16 protein-coding genes are annotated in these 16,965 nt (G+C 41.8%); 15 read left to right on the top strand and 1 reads right to left on the bottom strand.

Translation table 11 applies throughout. From position 1 onward, the window contains the following. Nucleotides 1-126 precede the first annotated feature (126 nt). The 14 genes from nlpI to purF all read left to right on the top strand — a co-directional run bounded on the left by nlpI (nt 127) and on the right by purF (nt 14,220). Nucleotides 127-1,005 carry a lipoprotein NlpI gene (gene nlpI, locus KQP93_RS12160; protein ID WP_217874648.1) on the top strand — a complete coding sequence of 293 codons (879 nt, stop codon included), beginning with the start codon at nt 127-129 and terminating at the stop codon, nt 1,003-1,005. Further along, entirely contained in the window at nt 989-2,191 is a 1,203-nt protein-coding gene (locus tag KQP93_RS12155; RefSeq protein WP_217874646.1) for a hypothetical protein, read from the top strand. The genes nlpI and KQP93_RS12155 overlap by 17 nt, the downstream gene beginning before the upstream one ends. A gap of 211 nt (nt 2,192-2,402) precedes the next feature. Next, nucleotides 2,403-5,195, top strand: a complete 2,793-nt coding sequence (locus tag KQP93_RS12150; protein WP_054562093.1) for a monovalent cation/H+ antiporter subunit A — start codon at nt 2,403-2,405, stop codon at nt 5,193-5,195. Beyond that, complete coding sequence (locus KQP93_RS12145) at nt 5,195-5,539, top strand: Na+/H+ antiporter subunit C (protein WP_054553167.1); 345 nt, start codon at nt 5,195-5,197, stop codon at nt 5,537-5,539. Before KQP93_RS12150 ends, KQP93_RS12145 begins: the two co-directional genes overlap by 1 nt. After that, a complete protein-coding gene (locus KQP93_RS12140; RefSeq protein WP_217874644.1) occupies nt 5,536-7,053 on the top strand; it encodes a monovalent cation/H+ antiporter subunit D in 1,518 nt (505 codons plus the stop codon). The genes KQP93_RS12145 and KQP93_RS12140 overlap by 4 nt, the downstream gene beginning before the upstream one ends. Then, on the top strand, nt 7,053-7,589 hold the full coding sequence (locus KQP93_RS12135) for a Na+/H+ antiporter subunit E (protein WP_209327053.1): 537 nt from the start codon (nt 7,053-7,055) through the stop codon (nt 7,587-7,589). Before KQP93_RS12140 ends, KQP93_RS12135 begins: the two co-directional genes overlap by 1 nt. Then, nucleotides 7,583-7,852, top strand: coding sequence for a K+/H+ antiporter subunit F (locus KQP93_RS12130; RefSeq protein WP_217874643.1), 270 nt, complete (start codon nt 7,583-7,585; stop codon nt 7,850-7,852). Before KQP93_RS12135 ends, KQP93_RS12130 begins: the two co-directional genes overlap by 7 nt. A gap of 8 nt (nt 7,853-7,860) precedes the next feature. Beyond that, nucleotides 7,861-8,193, top strand: coding sequence for a Na+/H+ antiporter subunit G (locus tag KQP93_RS12125; protein WP_054553163.1), 333 nt, complete (start codon nt 7,861-7,863; stop codon nt 8,191-8,193). A 141-nt stretch (nt 8,194-8,334) separates the two neighbouring features. Next, nucleotides 8,335-9,129, top strand: coding sequence for a tRNA pseudouridine(38-40) synthase TruA (gene truA / locus KQP93_RS12120; RefSeq protein ID WP_217874641.1), 795 nt, complete (start codon nt 8,335-8,337; stop codon nt 9,127-9,129). A gap of 158 nt (nt 9,130-9,287) precedes the next feature. Next, entirely contained in the window at nt 9,288-10,163 is an 876-nt protein-coding gene (gene accD, locus KQP93_RS12115) for an acetyl-CoA carboxylase, carboxyltransferase subunit beta (protein ID WP_130051967.1), read from the top strand. 25 nt (nt 10,164-10,188) lie between these two features. Continuing rightward, on the top strand, nt 10,189-11,454 hold the full coding sequence (gene folC, locus KQP93_RS12110) for a bifunctional tetrahydrofolate synthase/dihydrofolate synthase (RefSeq protein ID WP_217874639.1): 1,266 nt from the start codon (nt 10,189-10,191) through the stop codon (nt 11,452-11,454). An 11-nt stretch (nt 11,455-11,465) separates the two neighbouring features. After that, entirely contained in the window at nt 11,466-12,119 is a 654-nt protein-coding gene (locus KQP93_RS12105) for an SPOR domain-containing protein (RefSeq protein WP_217874637.1), read from the top strand. 61 nt (nt 12,120-12,180) lie between these two features. Continuing rightward, the gene (locus KQP93_RS12100; RefSeq protein WP_130051964.1) at nt 12,181-12,675 is read left to right on the top strand and encodes a CvpA family protein; all 495 of its coding nucleotides are present in this window, start codon (nt 12,181-12,183) and stop codon (nt 12,673-12,675) included. A gap of 18 nt (nt 12,676-12,693) precedes the next feature. After that, nucleotides 12,694-14,220 (top strand): amidophosphoribosyltransferase, encoded by a 1,527-nt coding sequence (purF, locus tag KQP93_RS12095; RefSeq protein WP_217874636.1) that lies wholly within the window; start codon nt 12,694-12,696, stop codon nt 14,218-14,220. Nucleotides 14,221-14,271: 51 nt separating this feature from the next. Here the strand turns inward: purF and KQP93_RS12090 are convergent, their stop codons facing one another. Then, nucleotides 14,272-14,823: an HdeD family acid-resistance protein gene (locus tag KQP93_RS12090; RefSeq protein WP_217874634.1), complete on the bottom strand. Its 552-nt coding sequence runs from the start codon at nt 14,821-14,823 to the stop codon at nt 14,272-14,274. A 155-nt stretch (nt 14,824-14,978) separates the two neighbouring features. On the opposite strand from KQP93_RS12090, the gene KQP93_RS12085 reads away from it, so the two are divergent. Next, entirely contained in the window at nt 14,979-16,673 is a 1,695-nt protein-coding gene (locus KQP93_RS12085) for a mechanosensitive ion channel family protein (RefSeq protein ID WP_254907671.1), read from the top strand. Nucleotides 16,674-16,965 lie beyond the last annotated feature (292 nt).

Genomic DNA, 16,965 nt, shown 5'->3' with positions numbered 1-16,965 from the left:
ATGATTGAATAACCAGTTATTTGCTGGATATAAGAAAAAGGGGCTGTTTAGCCCCTTTTTTTATGCTTTAATGAAACCTATCCGCTTCGCCTTTGTCTACAGAGAATTCAGGTATTAAGGAATTTAATGATTTTTAAACACTTAGCATTGACCGCTGTGGCTATTTTTTCTTTAAGTGCATGTCAAACAACTTCACAACCTGAGTCAGTCCCTATTGTTAATGTGCCTTTTACCGCACCATTAGCGCCTGATTTTCGTAACGAAATTACGATTGCTCGCTATTCTGAACTACTAAACCGTGCTGATTTAAGTGCGGAGCAACAAGCCAAACTTTATTATGACCGTGGTGTATTATTTGACAGCTTAGGTATGTCGACCTTGGCGCGTATTGACTTTAACCGTGCGATTAAGCTCAAACCAGACCTAGCAGAGGTGTATAACTTCTTAGGCATTCATCACACACTAATGCAGCAGTATGAACAAGCTTATGAGTTTTTTGATTCGGCACTTGAGCTTAACGAGCAACATGAGTATGCCTACTTAAATCGTGGTATTGCCCTTTACTATGGTGACCGTCCATCACTTGCACAAGATGATTTAAAGCAGTTTTTAAATCGTTCACCAAGCGACCCTTACCGTGTGCTATGGCTTTATTTAGCTCAATCAGAAGCTGATAAAGCGCAGGCCTTAGTTGACTTAAAAGCTAACTCGCAGGGTGTAGATGAGTCTCAATGGGGTTACCAACTGTTGGCACTTTATTTAGGTGACATCAGTGAGTTTGAGTTTTTATCTGGCATCATTGAAGGTGTGACTTCAGAGCAAGAGTATGCGCACCGCTTATGCGAAGCTTATTTCTACCTAGCGAAGATGCATCAAGCGGCGGGGGATAACTACCTTGCTGCCGATTACTTTAGACTTGCTCTTGCCACCAATGTGCATGAGTTTGTTGAATACAAATATGCCCGTTTAGAGCTTGAGTTAATGGCTGGTGAAAACGCAAGCTAAGGTTTTTTTTACTGTTATTCTATTACTGAGCTTGGGTTTTGTCTCAAGCTCAGTGTCTCGTTTTATTCCCGCTTACGCTTATTACGCAAATACTACTCCTTCACAAGCAACAGCTATTTATCACTTGGCGCCCAGCGCCATTAATTTGCAGCATTTAGTGCTGAGCAACTCAGAGCTTCGCCAGTTAGCAAAGCTAAATGATAGTAATGCTGCATATCAGCTTGCGCTCAGCTTTTTGCAGCAACAAGACTACACTGCAGCAAAATTATGGTGGCAGCCTTACTTTGCTAAATTCAATTCAGCTCAGCAACAAACCTTAGCGGAGCAGCTAGTTAGAGCAGAACAATGGCTCGATTTAAGTAACCTAGGTAAGGCTGGCAAGCTGCCTGAGGGAAATGCTAAGCAAGCTTGGCTGTTGCAACAGAAAATACCGTCAGCTCAAATTGACACAGCTTATGCGCAGCAACAGCAATTTGTCTTATCAACATTAAGTATACAAGCAAGTAGCCTGTGCCAATTTAATGTTTTAATGATGACAGATCATTACAAGGGAATTGATACTTTAAAGCGGTATAAGCGGCAATATAGTAAAGCGCCTGAGCCTGCAAAAGGCAGCTTTTGTTTAACGGATGTTGTTTATGTCGCCGATAAGTTTAGCTGTGATGGCAGCGGTGGGGCGCTTAAGTGTAATTGGCAAAATGCGGCAGCGCATCCGTGGCCTGAAGGTTTTGACTTTATTGTGATGATGTCAAAACAAGGGGCAGCCAATGTTCGAGGTGGCATTATGCATATAAACTCATCACAATCTTACGCGGTATTTCTACATGAGCTAATGCATTTTAATGGCTTTGAAGATGAATATGTTTTAGCAGAGCAAAAACAACAGTGGCTGTGTAAGCAACAGGGGCTGGTTGCGCCAAATCTGTTTATTGCAAATAATGTTTCCCCACCAAAAGGCTGGCAAAAAAGTATCGCTTGTAGCAATCAGCTAGCCTATAAACCAAGCCATAATTGGTCGATTATGCAGTACCAAACTATGAGCCTGTCTGAGCAATACCGTGAGCTTTGGCAAAAACAAATTAACCAGCCCTTAACAAAGCCGATTCGGTTTTCTGAATATTTTGCCTTTTTAGGCTTAAAGCCAGTGTTTACAACAGCTTCCAAAGAGCAGAATTTTTCTGACTAATCGTCTATTTATTGCTATTTTAGTATGCAAAGTGGTTAAATGTTGTCCGAATAGGTGTGTCTCCTATAGACAAAATAGCACCTGATCAGTATAACTATACGCATTGTAAGCTTTTTTTGAAGCCAACTTTTAACCATCCAAATGAACAGTACGCAACTAATTAAAACTAGAGCGGTATTGATATTCTTATGACACTAAAAGGCTCCTAATTATGACTTTGCTCTGGATACCCCTGTTATCCTTAATCGGCAGTGTTATTTCATCCTGCACTTCAAAACTAACACGTAACCAAAGCACAGCTTTGACCATGTTAGCGCCTTTGATTGCCCTTGGAATTGTATTTTCGTATACCCCTGCAGTCTTTTCTGGCGAAACAATTCGCTACACTGCTGAGTGGATCCCTCTTTTAAACATGCAAGTCTCGTTTAGACTTGATGGTTTAACGTTGCTCTTTCTATATATGATCTTGGGTATCGGTACCCTGGTGATTTTTTATGCACGTTATTACTTGAGTAGTAGCGACTCAATGCCAAAGCTATACTGCTATTTAATGCTATTTATGACCGCAATGGTCGGCATCGTGATGTCGAACAATGTGATCCAGCTGTGGTTTTTCTGGGAGCTCACCAGTATTAGCTCGTTCTTATTGATTAGCTATTGGTGGCATAAGTCAGAAGCTCGCAAAGGCGCACGTATGGCACTAGCTATCACCGGTGCCGGTGGCCTTGCGTTACTAGCAGGCTTATTACTAATTGGTGATATTGTTGGTAGCTATAATCTTGATGTGATTTTAGCAAGCAAAGCACTTATTCAGTCTCATGCACTTTATGAAGCTGCGCTGGTATTAGTGCTTTTAGGTGCATTTACTAAATCTGCACAATTTCCATTTCATTTTTGGTTACCACATGCGATGGCGGCACCGACACCAGTCAGTGCCTACCTACACTCAGCAACGATGGTTAAAGCGGGTATCTTTTTATTAGCGCGTTTTTACCCAGCGCTATCAGGCACAGATACTTGGTTTATCTTAGTGGCAATGACGGGTCTGGCGACTTTGTTGGTTGGCGCTTATATCGCGTTATTTAAGCATGATTTAAAAGGCTTGCTGGCTTATTCAACAATCAGCCACCTAGGTTTAATTACATTACTCTTAGGTTTAGACACTGAGCTTGCGACAGTGGCTGCTATCTTCCATATTATCAACCACGCAACGTTTAAAGCGTCTTTATTTATGGCAACGGGTATTATTGATCATGAAACTGGCACCCGTGATATGCGTAAACTTAATGGTATGTGGCGATTTATGCCGTATACCGCCACACTTGCTATGGTAGCAGCGGCAGCAATGGCGGGCGTGCCACTGTTAAATGGTTTCTTGTCGAAAGAAATGTTCTTTGCCGAAACACTACACCAGCAAGTGCTTGGTTCTATGTCGTGGTTAATTCCAGTGTTAGCGACGATTGCTGGTGCGTTATCTGTCGCGTATTCAGCACGCTTTATTCACGACGTGTTTTTCAATGGCGACCCAATCGATTTGCCAAAACAGCCCCATGAGCCACCACGCTATATGCGTGTACCAATCGAAATTTTGGTTGTGCTGTGTTTACTCGTTGGTATGTTCCCGCACTTTGCGGTAAGCGATATTCTAGCTTCGGCATCTTTCGCAGTGCTTGGTGATGCAGCCCCTGATTATAAGCTATCTGTATGGCATGGCTTTAACTTACCACTGTTAATGAGCTTTATTGCTACAAGCGTGGGTGTGATGATTTATGTGCAGCGTAAGCACCTATTCCACTTTCAAGCATCGTTGCCAACTCTGAATGCTAAAAAAGGCTTTGAGCGTGGCTTATATAGCTTGATTAAGTGGTCACAAGAAAAGATTAAACGAATCGAAAATGGCTCGTTACAGCGTTATGCCTTTGTAATGATTGCGGTGGTGCTCATGTGTGCAGGCTGGCCTTTATTTGAAATGCGCCAGTTAGCAGGAGCAAGCGAGTTAACCCCAATCGATTTCCATAATGCTATCGGTGCAGGCTTACTGATAATTGGTGCGTTGGCAACGGTTATTTGGCATCGTTCACGAATGATATCGTTGATTATGATTTCAATCGTAGGCCTGATGGTATCTGTTGCATTTACTCGATTCTCTGCGCCAGATTTAGCGTTGACCCAGTTAACCGTTGAAGTTGTTACCGTAATGCTACTGATGCTTGCACTGTTCTTTTTACCGCAGCGCACTCCGAAAGAATCAAGCTCACTGCGTATTCTGCGTGACCTAGGTATCTCATCGGCTATTGGTGTGGTTGTGGCAAGTATTTGTTATGCGCTTCTGACAAGACCACTTGAGTCGATTTCTGACTTCTTTGTTGCCAATGCAAAAACTGGCGGTGGTGGTACTAACGTTGTAAACGTTATCCTCGTTGACTTTAGGGGTTTTGATACCCTAGGTGAAATTACCGTACTAGGTATTGCTGCATTAGGTATTTATAAGCTTCTTATTAACTTGCCGCTGTTTATGCCAGCAAGTGATAGTGAAGGGCGCCCATGGGCAAGAGAGCGTTACCCAATTCTACTGTCGAGTATTTCACAAAGCTTGTTACCACTTGCATTACTTGTGTCTGCGTATATTTTCTTACGTGGTCATAACTTACCAGGTGGTGGCTTTATTGCAGGACTGGTTACCGCGATTGCATTTATCTTGCAATATATGGCTAATGGTTCGCACTGGATTGCAGACAGATTTGACGTGAATTATCGTAAGATTATTGCGTCAGGTATTGCTATTGCATTGTTTACAGGTATTGGAAGTTGGTTCTTCGAACGTCCATTCCTAACAACCTGGTTTGATTATTTTGATATTCCGCTAGTCGGCAAGACAGAACTTGCTAGTGCTATCGTATTTGATTTAGGTGTGTATTTAACTGTTGTAGGTGCAACGCTGATGATTTTAGCAAGTTTAGGTAAATTAACTGCTGATACACCCAAGCAAGAGGTAAATATTTAATGGAAGTATTGTACGCATCGTGCGTCGGCGTGCTGGTTGCATGCGGAATTTACTTAATATTACGGGCTCGTACATTCCCAGTGGTACTCGGCCTGACTATGTTGTCGTATGCAGTTAACCTGTTTTTATTCTCTTCAGGTCGTTTAACTATTAACAAAGCTGCTGTACTTGGTACAGGCAGTGAGTATGCCGACCCACTCCCTCAAGCGCTGGTTTTGACCGCGATTGTAATAGGCTTTGCGATGACCGCTTTTGTAGTTATTTTAGCAATTCGTGGTCGTGCTGACTTGGGTAATGACCATGTTGATGGCCACCTTGTTAAGTCATCGAAGGAGCAAAAATGATTCAGCATTTAGCTTCTTTACCGATTCTAATTCCAATGTTGGCAGGCGTTATTTTACTCATGCCGCCATGTGGTAAAAACTTACATATACGTCGTGTTTCGTCGGTTATTTTGTCGATTGTCACACTATTGGTAAGTGCTTATCTATTACTTCATGTTAATAGTACCGCACCGCTTGTTTACGCAATTGGTGATTGGTCTGCACCATTTGGCATCGTGCTGGTTGCCGATAGGCTAGCAACGCTACTTGTGCTACTTACTAGTTTCCTCGGTGCAGTTGTGGTGCTTTATAGCTGTGCAGGTGATGATAAAAAAGGGAGCTTTTTTCATCCGTTAGTACACTTTTTAGTGTTAGGTGTTAATGGCGCTTTTTTAACTGGCGATGTATTTAACCTGTTCGTATTTTTTGAAGTGCTGTTGATTGCTTCATACTCATTATTGATGCATGCCGGCAACAAACAAAGTACCCGTGCTGCACTGCAGTACGTCATTTTAAACCTGATTGGTTCAAGCGTATTCTTAATTGCGCTGGGGGTGCTTTATGGTGTGCTGGGCACATTGAACATTGCTGATTTAGCGCAAAAAGTACCACAACTGACGGGCGATGATGTTTACCTTGCCAAAATTGGTGGCTTGTTGTTAATCGTGGTATTTGCGTTAAAAGGCGCATTATTACCGTTACATTTATGGCTACCGAATACCTACGCCAGTGCAATGCCATTAGTTGCTGCATTATTTGCGATTATGACCAAGGTTGGTGTTTATGCCATGCTGCGCGTGTATACCGTAATATTTGGTGATAATGCTGGCGAGCTTGCTCACATGGCACAGCCTTGGTTATGGGGCTTAGCACTTGCGACCATAGTGATGGGTGGTATTGGTGTGTTAGCAAGTCAAGATTTTAGAAAGCTTGTTGCGAATCTGGTTGTTGTCTCTGTAGGTACTTTAGTGGCATTGGTTGCGATTCAAAATGTTTCTGCAACAGCTGCATTACTATACTACTTAGTGCATTCAACTATTATTTGTGCAGCACTATTTTTAATTGCTGATTTAATTGCTCAACAGCGCGGTAAAGTTGCCGACCGGTTAGTCGCAGGGCGCGCCGTTGCACAGCCATATTTACTTGGTATTTGTTTTGTAGTGGCTGCGCTTGCCGTTGTTGGTATGCCACCGTTATCTGGCTTTGTCGGCAAGGTATGGATTTTAAAGAGCACCCTAGATAGTGAAAAAGCCATGTTGTTTTGGCCAATATATCTAGTTTCTAGTTTAGCGTTATTAGTGGCGGTTTCACGAGCTGGTACCAGCTTATTTTGGGATCACACTCATAAAGACAGTGAAGCAATTGAAGGCACCAAAGCACATCCTGTTAAAGTGATAGCTGTGGTTGCGCTACTTGCGTGCTCACCATTAATGGTTGTATTTGCAGGGCCGATTTCAGACTATATGCTAGCAACGTCAGAGCAGTTGTTTGATATCAACACTAGCATCAACACTGTATTACAAGGAGGCCAATAATGCGTTTAGAAGCTCGCTTTCGTTGGTTGCCAACACCATTTCGCAGTGTTTTATTATTCATTGTATGGTTGTTGTTAAATAACAGTGTGTCGCCGGGGCACCTGTTTTTAGCTGCATTTTTTGCTATTACCATTCCGTGGGTCACATTCCCGTTTCGTGATCCACAGCCGCTTATTGTTAGGCCAGGTCTTGCGTTTAGGCACTTATTGTTAGTGCTGTACGATATTGTGACTGCCAACTTACAAGTTGCCCTGTTGATACTTGGGCCAACGAAAAAGTTACGCCCAGGTTTTATCAAAGTACCATTGGATTTAAGCCATGAAATGCCAATCACTATTTTGGCAAGCACAGTATCTTTAACGCCGGGTACTGTGAGTGCAGAGGTTTATCCTATTCCTGAGTCACTCGAAGAGGGCGAAGAAATTCAGCAGCGCTACTTATTGATTCATGTACTCGATTTAGCTGATGAACAAGCGTTAATTAATACTATTAAGCAGCGCTACGAAGCACCGCTTAAGGAGATTTTTCGATGCTAGATACCGTTTTTCTAATTGTTTATGCGATGATAGCCATATCTTTATTGTTGAACCTATGGCGTTTAATTGTTGGGCCGTCGGTACCTGACCGTATTTTGGCTTTAGATACTATGTTCATTAACACTATTGCTTTGATTATTCTGTATGGCATGAGCATGGGTACCGATTTATATTTTGAGGCCGCATTATTAATCGCCATGCTTGGCTTTGTTAGCACAGTAGCGGTATGTAAATACCTGCTGCGTGGCGATATTATTGAATAAGGTAACAAATGATGAGTGAATGGATTGTATCAATCTTATTATTAATTGGTGGTTGCTTTATTCTTATAGGTTCAATCGGACTTGTGAAAATGCCTGACTTTTTTATGCGTTTACACGGTCCAACTAAAGCAACAACGCTTGGCATGGCATCATTGCTAATTGCTGCGATGGTGTATTTTAGCTACACCCATGATGGTATTAGTGTGAAAGAAATTCTGATTTCGATTTTCTTACTGATCACCGCACCTATTAGCGGCTATATGCTGATCAAATCAGCCATCCATCATAAGCTTCGTGCTAAAGATGGCACCAAGGGCCTCGATAACATCGAAGAAGATTAATACCAGCTCGCAAAAATAGTTAAGCGAATTGGTGTGATATCTGAGCAATCAGAACAATGTGATCTACTACAGTGGCTTTTATTGCGCTCGTAGATCGCATAAAATGCCCCGTCATTTAGTACAGTAGGTAAATAGAGCATTATGCGAGTAGCACTTGGAGTAGAGTACAACGGCGCGCGTTACAGTGGTTGGCAACGTCAATCACACGTCAATAGCGTACAACAAGAAGTAGAAACGGCGTTGTCGCGTATTTGTAATCATCCAGTCGAAATTGTTTGTGCAGGGCGCACCGATGCGGGTGTACATGGCACTGGGCAGGTGATCCATTTTGATACTCACGCTGAACGTGAAATGGTCGCGTTTACGATGGGTATGAATACCTTACTGCCAAAAGATATTGCTATTCGCTTTGCCGAGCCTGTAAGCGAAGACTTTCACGCTCGTTTTAGTGCCACAGCACGTCGCTATCGCTATGTGATTTATAATTATACCTATCGCGGCGCTATTATGAGTGAAGGGGTGACCCATTTTCATCACCCATTAGACGAAACTAAAATGCAAGAAGCCTGTCAGTATTTAGTAGGTGAGCATGACTTTACTTCGTTTAGAGCACTACACTGCCAAGCAAATACAGCCAATCGTACTATTCACCATTTATCGGTAAAACGCCAAGGTGATTATGTGATCATTGATATTAAAGCCAATGCGTTTTTACATCATATGGTACGAAACATCACCGGGTGTTTGATGGACATTGGTCTTCATAAGCATGAACCTGTGTGGTTAAAAGAATTACTCGATTTAAAAGAGCGCGCAAAGGCAAGTGCAACAGCAAAAGCCGCTGGCCTTTACTTAGTTGACGTGGATTACCCAGAACATTTTGGCATTCCTAAAACACCATTAGGGCCTTTGTTTTTACCTGATTCAGACAGTTAGTCTTTAGTGCACGACTACTAAGACCAGTTTTTTATATCGTCTGCGGGTAATTCATGTTTTAATTGAAAAAATCTGTCTGTTTATTTGTTATCAGAAACACAAGAGAGTGTTTCCAATTAAACAGACTGCGACACAGAACAGCATTAAGAGAGTTGCAAATGAGTTGGTTAGAAAAAATCTTACCTAAAACGACTAAATCGTCAGGTCGTAAAGAAATCCCAGAAGGGGTTTGGGCTAAGTGTACAGACTGTGATTCAATTTTATATAAAGCAGAATTAGAAAAAGCACTCAACGTGTGTCCTAAGTGTGATCACCACATGCGTTTAAGTGGCCGTAAACGTCTTGAAAACTTTTTAGATGATGCTGATCGTCAAGAACTTGGTGCAGAGCACGAACCAAAAGACGTATTAAAGTTTAAAGATTCTAAAAAATACTCTGACCGTATTACCCAAGCACAAAAAGCAAGCGGTGAAAAAGACGCGCTTGTGGCAATGAAAGGCCGTTTAAAAGGCATTCCTGTTGCTGCTGTTGCTTTTGAGTTCTCGTTTATGGGTGGTTCAATGGCGTCTGTAGTAGGTGCTCGTTTTGTTGAAGCTGTAGACCAATGTTTAGAGCACGACATGCCACTTATTTGTTTCTCTGCATCAGGCGGTGCACGTATGCAAGAAGCACTTATGTCATTAATGCAAATGGCTAAAACAAGTGCTGCGCTTGCGAAAATGAGCGAAAAAGGCTTACCGTTTATTTCAGTATTAACTGATCCAACAATGGGTGGTGTATCTGCATCACTGGCAATGCTTGGTGATGTAAATGTTGCTGAACCTAAAGCGCTTATCGGTTTTGCGGGTCCTCGTGTAATCGAGCAAACAGTGCGTGAAACGCTTCCTGAAGGTTTCCAACGCAGTGAGTTCTTGCTAGAGCATGGTGCAATCGACATGATTGTTGACCGTCGTGAAATGCGTGACACCCTTGCTCGTATCTTAGCGAAATTTATGAACTTGCCTTCTACTGAACAAGAGCATAGAGTAGCGTAAATTTCAGCTTAACTGATTAAACGCTATGACAGAAATCCTTCCTAGCCAATCATCAAGCCTTGATGATTGGCTTTGTTATTTAGAAAGTGTCCATCCTGCCAATATCGAAATGGGTTTAGAGCGCGTAGAACGCGTGGCAAACCAAGTAGGCTTACTCGATACATCAAGCAAAATTATCCTGATTGCAGGCACTAACGGTAAAGGGACTACAGCCCGTTGCCTAGAAAGCTTATTACTTGCACAGGGTTTTAGTGTCGGTACTTATGCTTCGCCGCATCTTATTCGTTACAACGAGCGCGTACGTATTAATGGCCAAGAGCTTGACGACCAATTCCATGTTGATGCTTTCGATATGCTTGAAAAAGGCCGTGGTGACACGCAACTTACTTATTTTGAGTATGGTACCTTAGGCGCACTGGCTATTTTTAAACGTCACGCCGTTGATTATGTGCTGCTAGAAGTAGGTTTAGGTGGTCGTTTTGATGCGACTAATATCGTGAACCCGCATGCTTGTGTGATCACCACCATAGATTTAGACCATAAAGAATACCTAGGTGATACTCGTGAACTTGTTGGTTACGATAAAGCTGGTATTTTCCGTACCAATACACCGGCTATTGTTGGCGATTTAGCGATTCCGCATACAGTGACTGATTATGGTAATGAAATTAACGCTGATATGGTGCTATCAGGCTGTGATTTCATATTCACAGAAGACAGTGAAGGCTTTAACTGGCAGTACAAAGGTAACGATTGGCGCTTAGCTAAGCCTGCTATTCCTTGTCAAAATGCAGCAACCGCGTTGACCTTACTAGCAAAACTTGAGCTGTTGCCAAGTGAAAAACAAGTTCGTGATTGCTTAGCGAGTCTTACAGTAGAAGGGCGCTTTCAGCAGTTAAGTGAGCAGCCGCTTATTTTTACCGATGTTGCGCATAATCCTGAGTCAGCTCGATATTTGGCACGCAAATTAAGCGTGTATAAAGATCAAGGGTTTAAAATTCATGCATTAGTCGCTATGCTTGCAGATAAAGATAAAGTGGCTGCAATGTCGGCCGTGGCAAATGTTGTTGACCAGTGGTCGTTAGCAAGTTTAGATTGTTTTCGTGGCGACAAGGTTGAAAACCTTGCTAAAGCTCTTGCCGAAACAACATCATCAGCACCTAGCACGCACTATGAGAGTGTTGAAACTGCGCTAGATACGTTATTACCAAATGTTGATGAAAACACGTTAGTGATTGTGTTCGGCTCGTTTATAACTGTGGCTGCAGCCATCAATTACTTTAAAAAATAGAGAGGAAATCGGTGAACGCAGGGTTTATTAATCGCTTAGTAGGCACCACGATTGTGGTTGTGGCGGCTATTGTCTTCATTCCAAACATTTTGGATGGTGAGAAGGTTCATTATAAAGAAGGCTTTAAAGCTATTCCTGAACGCCCTGAGTTCACTACGATAGACTTGCAAGAGGTGATTGATAATAAAGTTGCCTCTGCCGAGCAACCTTCGCAAGTTCCGGTTGAAGATACTCAGGCAAACGACGCTGATCTTGTCGCAAATGAAACCCAGCAAATTGATGCTGCACCGCAAATGGTTGAAGCTTCAACCGGTGAGCCGGTGATTAACAGAGCTGAGCCAAAAATTGCAGTGCAAGAGCCTGCAAAGCCAGTTGTTAAAACTCCTGAGCCAACCCGTAAGCCAGAAGAGAACCTCACACAAATGGCTTATGTTATTCAACTGGGCAGTTTTTCTCATGCACCTAATGTGAAATCACTACAAGAAAAATTAAAAGCGAATGGTTTCAAAACCTTCACTCGTCCAATCAAAACCCCGAACGGCACACTGACAAAAGTCTTTGTAGGACCTTCACTTAGCAAGAAAGAGTTAGAAAGTAAGCTTCCTGAGTTAAAGCAGTTAACCAAGTTAAACGGCAAAGTTACTCAGTTTGAAATTACAAAATGATCTGGCAATTCTATAGGTAGTCTTATAGAATGCGCCCCAAATTAACGACTAGTTGGTTCTTATGATCTGGGTTGATTACGCCGTACTTGGCATTATTGCACTATCCACTATCATCGGCTTAATACGTGGCTTTGTAAAAGAAGCAATGTCATTAGCTGTATGGGCTGGCGCATTTATCATCTCTAGTTTGTTTTACCAATATTTAGCATCCTTCCTAACAAGTATTTCAGAACCCCTTTTAAGAAATGCAGCCGCAATAGCCATATTATTCTTTGCGACACTCCTGTTAGGTGGGTTACTAAACTATATTTTAGGTGAACTTGTACAACGTACTGGTTTATCTGGCACAGACCGTGTTTTCGGCATAGTGTTTGGTGCTCTTCGTGGCGTGTTGGTCGTAAGCGCGTTACTCTTCTTTCTTGATGCTTTTACCGGTGCACCTAATACGCATTGGTGGGGCAACTCTATTTTGATTCCAGAATTTGGCTTTGTTGTTGAGTGGTTCTTTTCGTACCTCGAAAACAACTCGAGCTTTTTAAATTCTGTAAACCGTTAATCGGCGAGGATAAATTTAATGTGTGGTATCGTTGGCATAGTCGGAACTTCTCCTGTTAATCAGGCGTTATATGACGGCTTAACTGTTTTGCAACACCGCGGTCAAGATGCAGCTGGCATCATTACCATTGAAAACAACACGTTTAGCTTACGTAAAGCCAATGGCCTTGTAAAAGATGTATTTCATACCCGTCATATGAAACGTCTGCAAGGTACAATTGGTATTGGCCATGTTCGCTACCCGACAGCTGGTTCTTCTAGCTCGTCTGAAGCGCAACCTTTCTATGTTAACTCGCCATTTGGTATTGCACTTGCGCACAATGGTAACTTAACAAACGCAGAAGCATTAAAGCAGCAATTGTTTTCAGAAGCTCGCCGTCATGTTAATACAACATCTGACTCTGAAATTTTACTTAACATTGTGGCACATGAGTTAAGCAAATCAAACAAGCTAAAACTTGATGCTGAAGATATCTTCACTGCGGTAACTGAAGTGAATAATAAAGTAACGGGTGGTTATGCAACGATTGCAATGATCATTGGTCACGGTATTGTTGCGTTTCGTGATCCGAACGGTATCCGTCCACTGGTATTCGGTAAGCGTGAAACTGCAAACGGTACTGAGTACATGTTTGCATCAGAAAGCGTTGCTTTAAAAACAGACGGTTTTGAGTTTGTTCGTGACGTTGCACCAGGTGAAGCAATTTACGTAACTGAAGATGGTCAGTTTTTCTCACAAGCGTGTGCTGAAAAAGCAACTTATTCGCCGTGTATCTTTGAGTTTGTTTACTTTGCGCGTCCAGATTCAACAATTGACCGTATGTCTGTTTATGCAACGCGTGTAAACATGGGTACTAAGTTAGGTGAGAAAATCGCACGTGAATGGGCTGACAAAGACATCGACGTGGTTATTCCAATCCCAGAAACATCATGTGATGTAGCTCTTGAGATTGCATCAGCGCTTAACCTGCCATACCGCCAAGGTTTTGTTAAAAACCGTTACATTGGCCGTACGTTTATCATGCCAGGTCAAGAAATGCGTAAAAAGTCAGTTCGTCAAAAACTGAATGCTATTGACCGTGAGTTCAAAGGTAAAAACGTATTACTTGTTGATGACTCAATTGTTCGTGGTACAACGTCAGCGCAAATCGTTGAGATGGCTCGTGAGTCAGGTGCTAAGAACGTTTACTTCGCGTCAGCAGCGCCAGAGATTCGCTTCCCGAACGTTTATGGTATCGACATGCCATCGGCAGCTGAGCTAATTGCTCATGGTCGTGAAGTTGAAGATATCAATGCAAGCATTGGTGCAGATGGTCTTATCTATCAATCGCTAGATGACTTAATCTCAGCAGTAAGCCAAGAAAACCCAGAAATCACCCGTTTTGAAACATCAGTATTTGATGGTCAATACATCACTGGTGATATCGACCAAGATTACCTAAACCACATTGACCGTTTACGTAATGATTCAGCAAAATCAACCCGTGAAAATGCGATGTCAGCGAGTTTAGAGTTACATAACCAAGAAGAAAACAGCGCTGATTAATCAGCCCTAGTTTGATGGTATAAAAAGGAGCTGAATAGCTCCTTTTTTGTTTTATATTTGAGAGTGTTGCATTTTTTTTAGCTTAAGTGCTAATAGTACCATCATTATGCCAAATACGACGGCATAGGTTGCAACCAGCCAAAGTAGGGTAATGATACCCGCGCCAGGGTTAAATATCAGATATCCACCAAAGATAATCGAAATAATACCGCTGCCAATTAACAGCCATTCATTACTAATTTCTTTACGTAGCTTACTCGCAATCAATATTTCAATCACACCGATGGCAATGGCCCATGCGGCAATAAAGTACAGCATTAAGATAGCTGTTACGTTGGGAGCAAACAGGGTTACAAGTGCAGCAGCAATTGAAATTAAACCACCCACTAATAGCATCCACCAAAGTGGGTTTTCATTTTTTGAAGCAATAGCTAACCAAGTTCTAATGGCACCATCGACAAAAAAGTAAGCAGCGAAAATAAACATCAGAATCGCTAATGAGGCTTCTGGGGCAAACCAACCACACAAGCCAAAAACGATGGCAATGGCACCGTGGATCATTAATGATGACCAGTGGGGGATCAGTGAACTTGAGATTTGCATAATAGTATCCTTTGCTTAAGTCTTTATATAACTAACATCTCAGCAGTTAGTTGCAAAGAGTTTTAATTATTTTTTGTACAGTTACACAAACCATGCTCTAATTTAATTAGCTGATTATTTCAGCGATTTAATGTTTATCGAACAAGGAATAAAGTGTGAGCCGTTGTAATACCAAGTTTTCATTACAATTTAGTAAGTTATTAGTGTGTTTTTTACTGTTGTTTAATGCGCCATTATGGGCAACAACCACACCCGAAGTGACCGTTAAATCCTTAATTGATAAAGACAATAAGGAAGATCAAGCCGAACAAAAGCCAGCCAAGCAAGAGCCTGAAGTCAGTACTCCAGCAGCTAGCGAAGAAAAAGAAACTGCTTTAGAAGACGATTTAGCCTTCGACACATACGGTCGAATGACACCACGAAGTTCAATGCAGGGTTATTTGAAAGCGGCCAGAGCTCGTGACTTTGAACGCGCTGCTCAGTATCTTGATTTTCGAAATCTGCCTCAGGATGTGGCTATTATTGGTCAGTCTCAACTAGCCGAAAACTTATCTGTAGTACTTGATCGCACACTCTGGGTAGACATTGATAACTTAAGTAACAAGCCCGAAGGAAAGCAAAAAGAAAGTGTACCAAGTTATCGTGACTTAGTGGGGGAAATATCAACCTCACAAGGTACAGTTCAAATTTTATTACAGTTGATCCCAGACCCTGAAAGTGGCAATCGCATTTGGAAAATATCGAATGCAACGGTAAGCCAAATTCCCTTACTAACAAAAGAGTATGGTTATAACCGAGTTGGTGAATGGTTATATAAGAATCTGCCAGATGTAGAGTTTTTAGGGATATTACTTTGGCAATGGATTTACTTTGCCTTTAGTTTTTTGTTTTTCCTTGCGGTAGCAATCATTGTGACGCGTATTCTCACATTTGTACTTGGCCATTTAAAAGTGCCTGTTGAAAAAGATGTGATAGCGTTCATTAATGGACCTGTTTGCTTATTGCTGGCTGTATTAATGTCTCGTTCTTTGAGTGATCAATCTAATGTAACAATTGCAGTACTTGCTTTATTTCATGGCGCAACAGTGCTGTTAATTGCATGGGGGTGGATATGTCTTCGTGCAGTTGATATTGCAAAGCATAGACTGAGCCAACGCTTTATAAACCAAGACAGACCGCAAGTAGTCTTTTTACTGCGACCACTGAGTAACGTAGTAAAAACCTCAATAGCCATTATCTTACTATTCATGTGGTTTGAAAACTTAGGCTTTAATGCCACTACTTTACTGGCTGGTTTAGGTATTGGTGGACTTGCAATTGCCCTTGCAGCGCAAAAAACGGTTGAGAATATCATTGCAGCAATCACTCTATATATTTCTGCACCAGTAAAAATAGGTAGTTTATGTAAGTTTGGCAGCCAGTTAGGCACGGTAGAAGAAATAGGGCTAAGAGCAACGCGAATTCGAACGCTTGATCGCTCGGTTATCTATGTGGCGAATGCAAAGTTTGTTGATATGCAGCTTGAGAATGTCTCGGAACGAGAGCGTATTTCTTATCGACCTAAATTGATGCTCAGTGCCAATACTAAGCAACAAAACCTAATGTCGTTTATGCAAGCCCTAAGAGAGCTTTTAGAGCAACATAAGCACATCGCTTTTGAGCCTTGTCGTGTTCGCTTTAAAGGCTTCACACCTTGGGCTTTACAAGTGGATGTACTAAGCTACGTAGAGACTGTCGACTTTGCTTTTTATATGGAAGTAATCGAAGAGTTAAACTTAGCAATTTTAGGCTTATTAAATGAGCATGAATGTGAATTAGCTAACCCAGAATTCGCACGAGTGACTGATTAGTTGCTAAAAAAGGGGTAAATGAAAGCGGCTCTCATTTGTACATAATGTCTACACATTGTTGCAATTAAATGCACAGGACATATGTCCGCTTCAATGAAAAATAATTGCATAAAATCTTCTAAATGCGGCGATGTTGCCGCTAATTGTTGTAAAAAAATTGTATATTTCTAATTTTTAATGCAGTAAAAGTGTCATGAAGTGTTATAATCGTCAGCGTTCGTTCAGCCTCTTTACTTCGTTTTGCACTCTCGAACTAGAGGTCCGCGCAGCTTATTACAAGGCGCGAAAAATT

It is taken from the genome of Pseudoalteromonas shioyasakiensis (genome assembly GCF_019134595.1).
In the GTDB taxonomy this organism is placed as follows: domain Bacteria; phylum Pseudomonadota; class Gammaproteobacteria; order Enterobacterales; family Alteromonadaceae; genus Pseudoalteromonas; species Pseudoalteromonas shioyasakiensis_A.
This window is presented reverse-complemented; position numbering and strand designations above follow the sequence as displayed.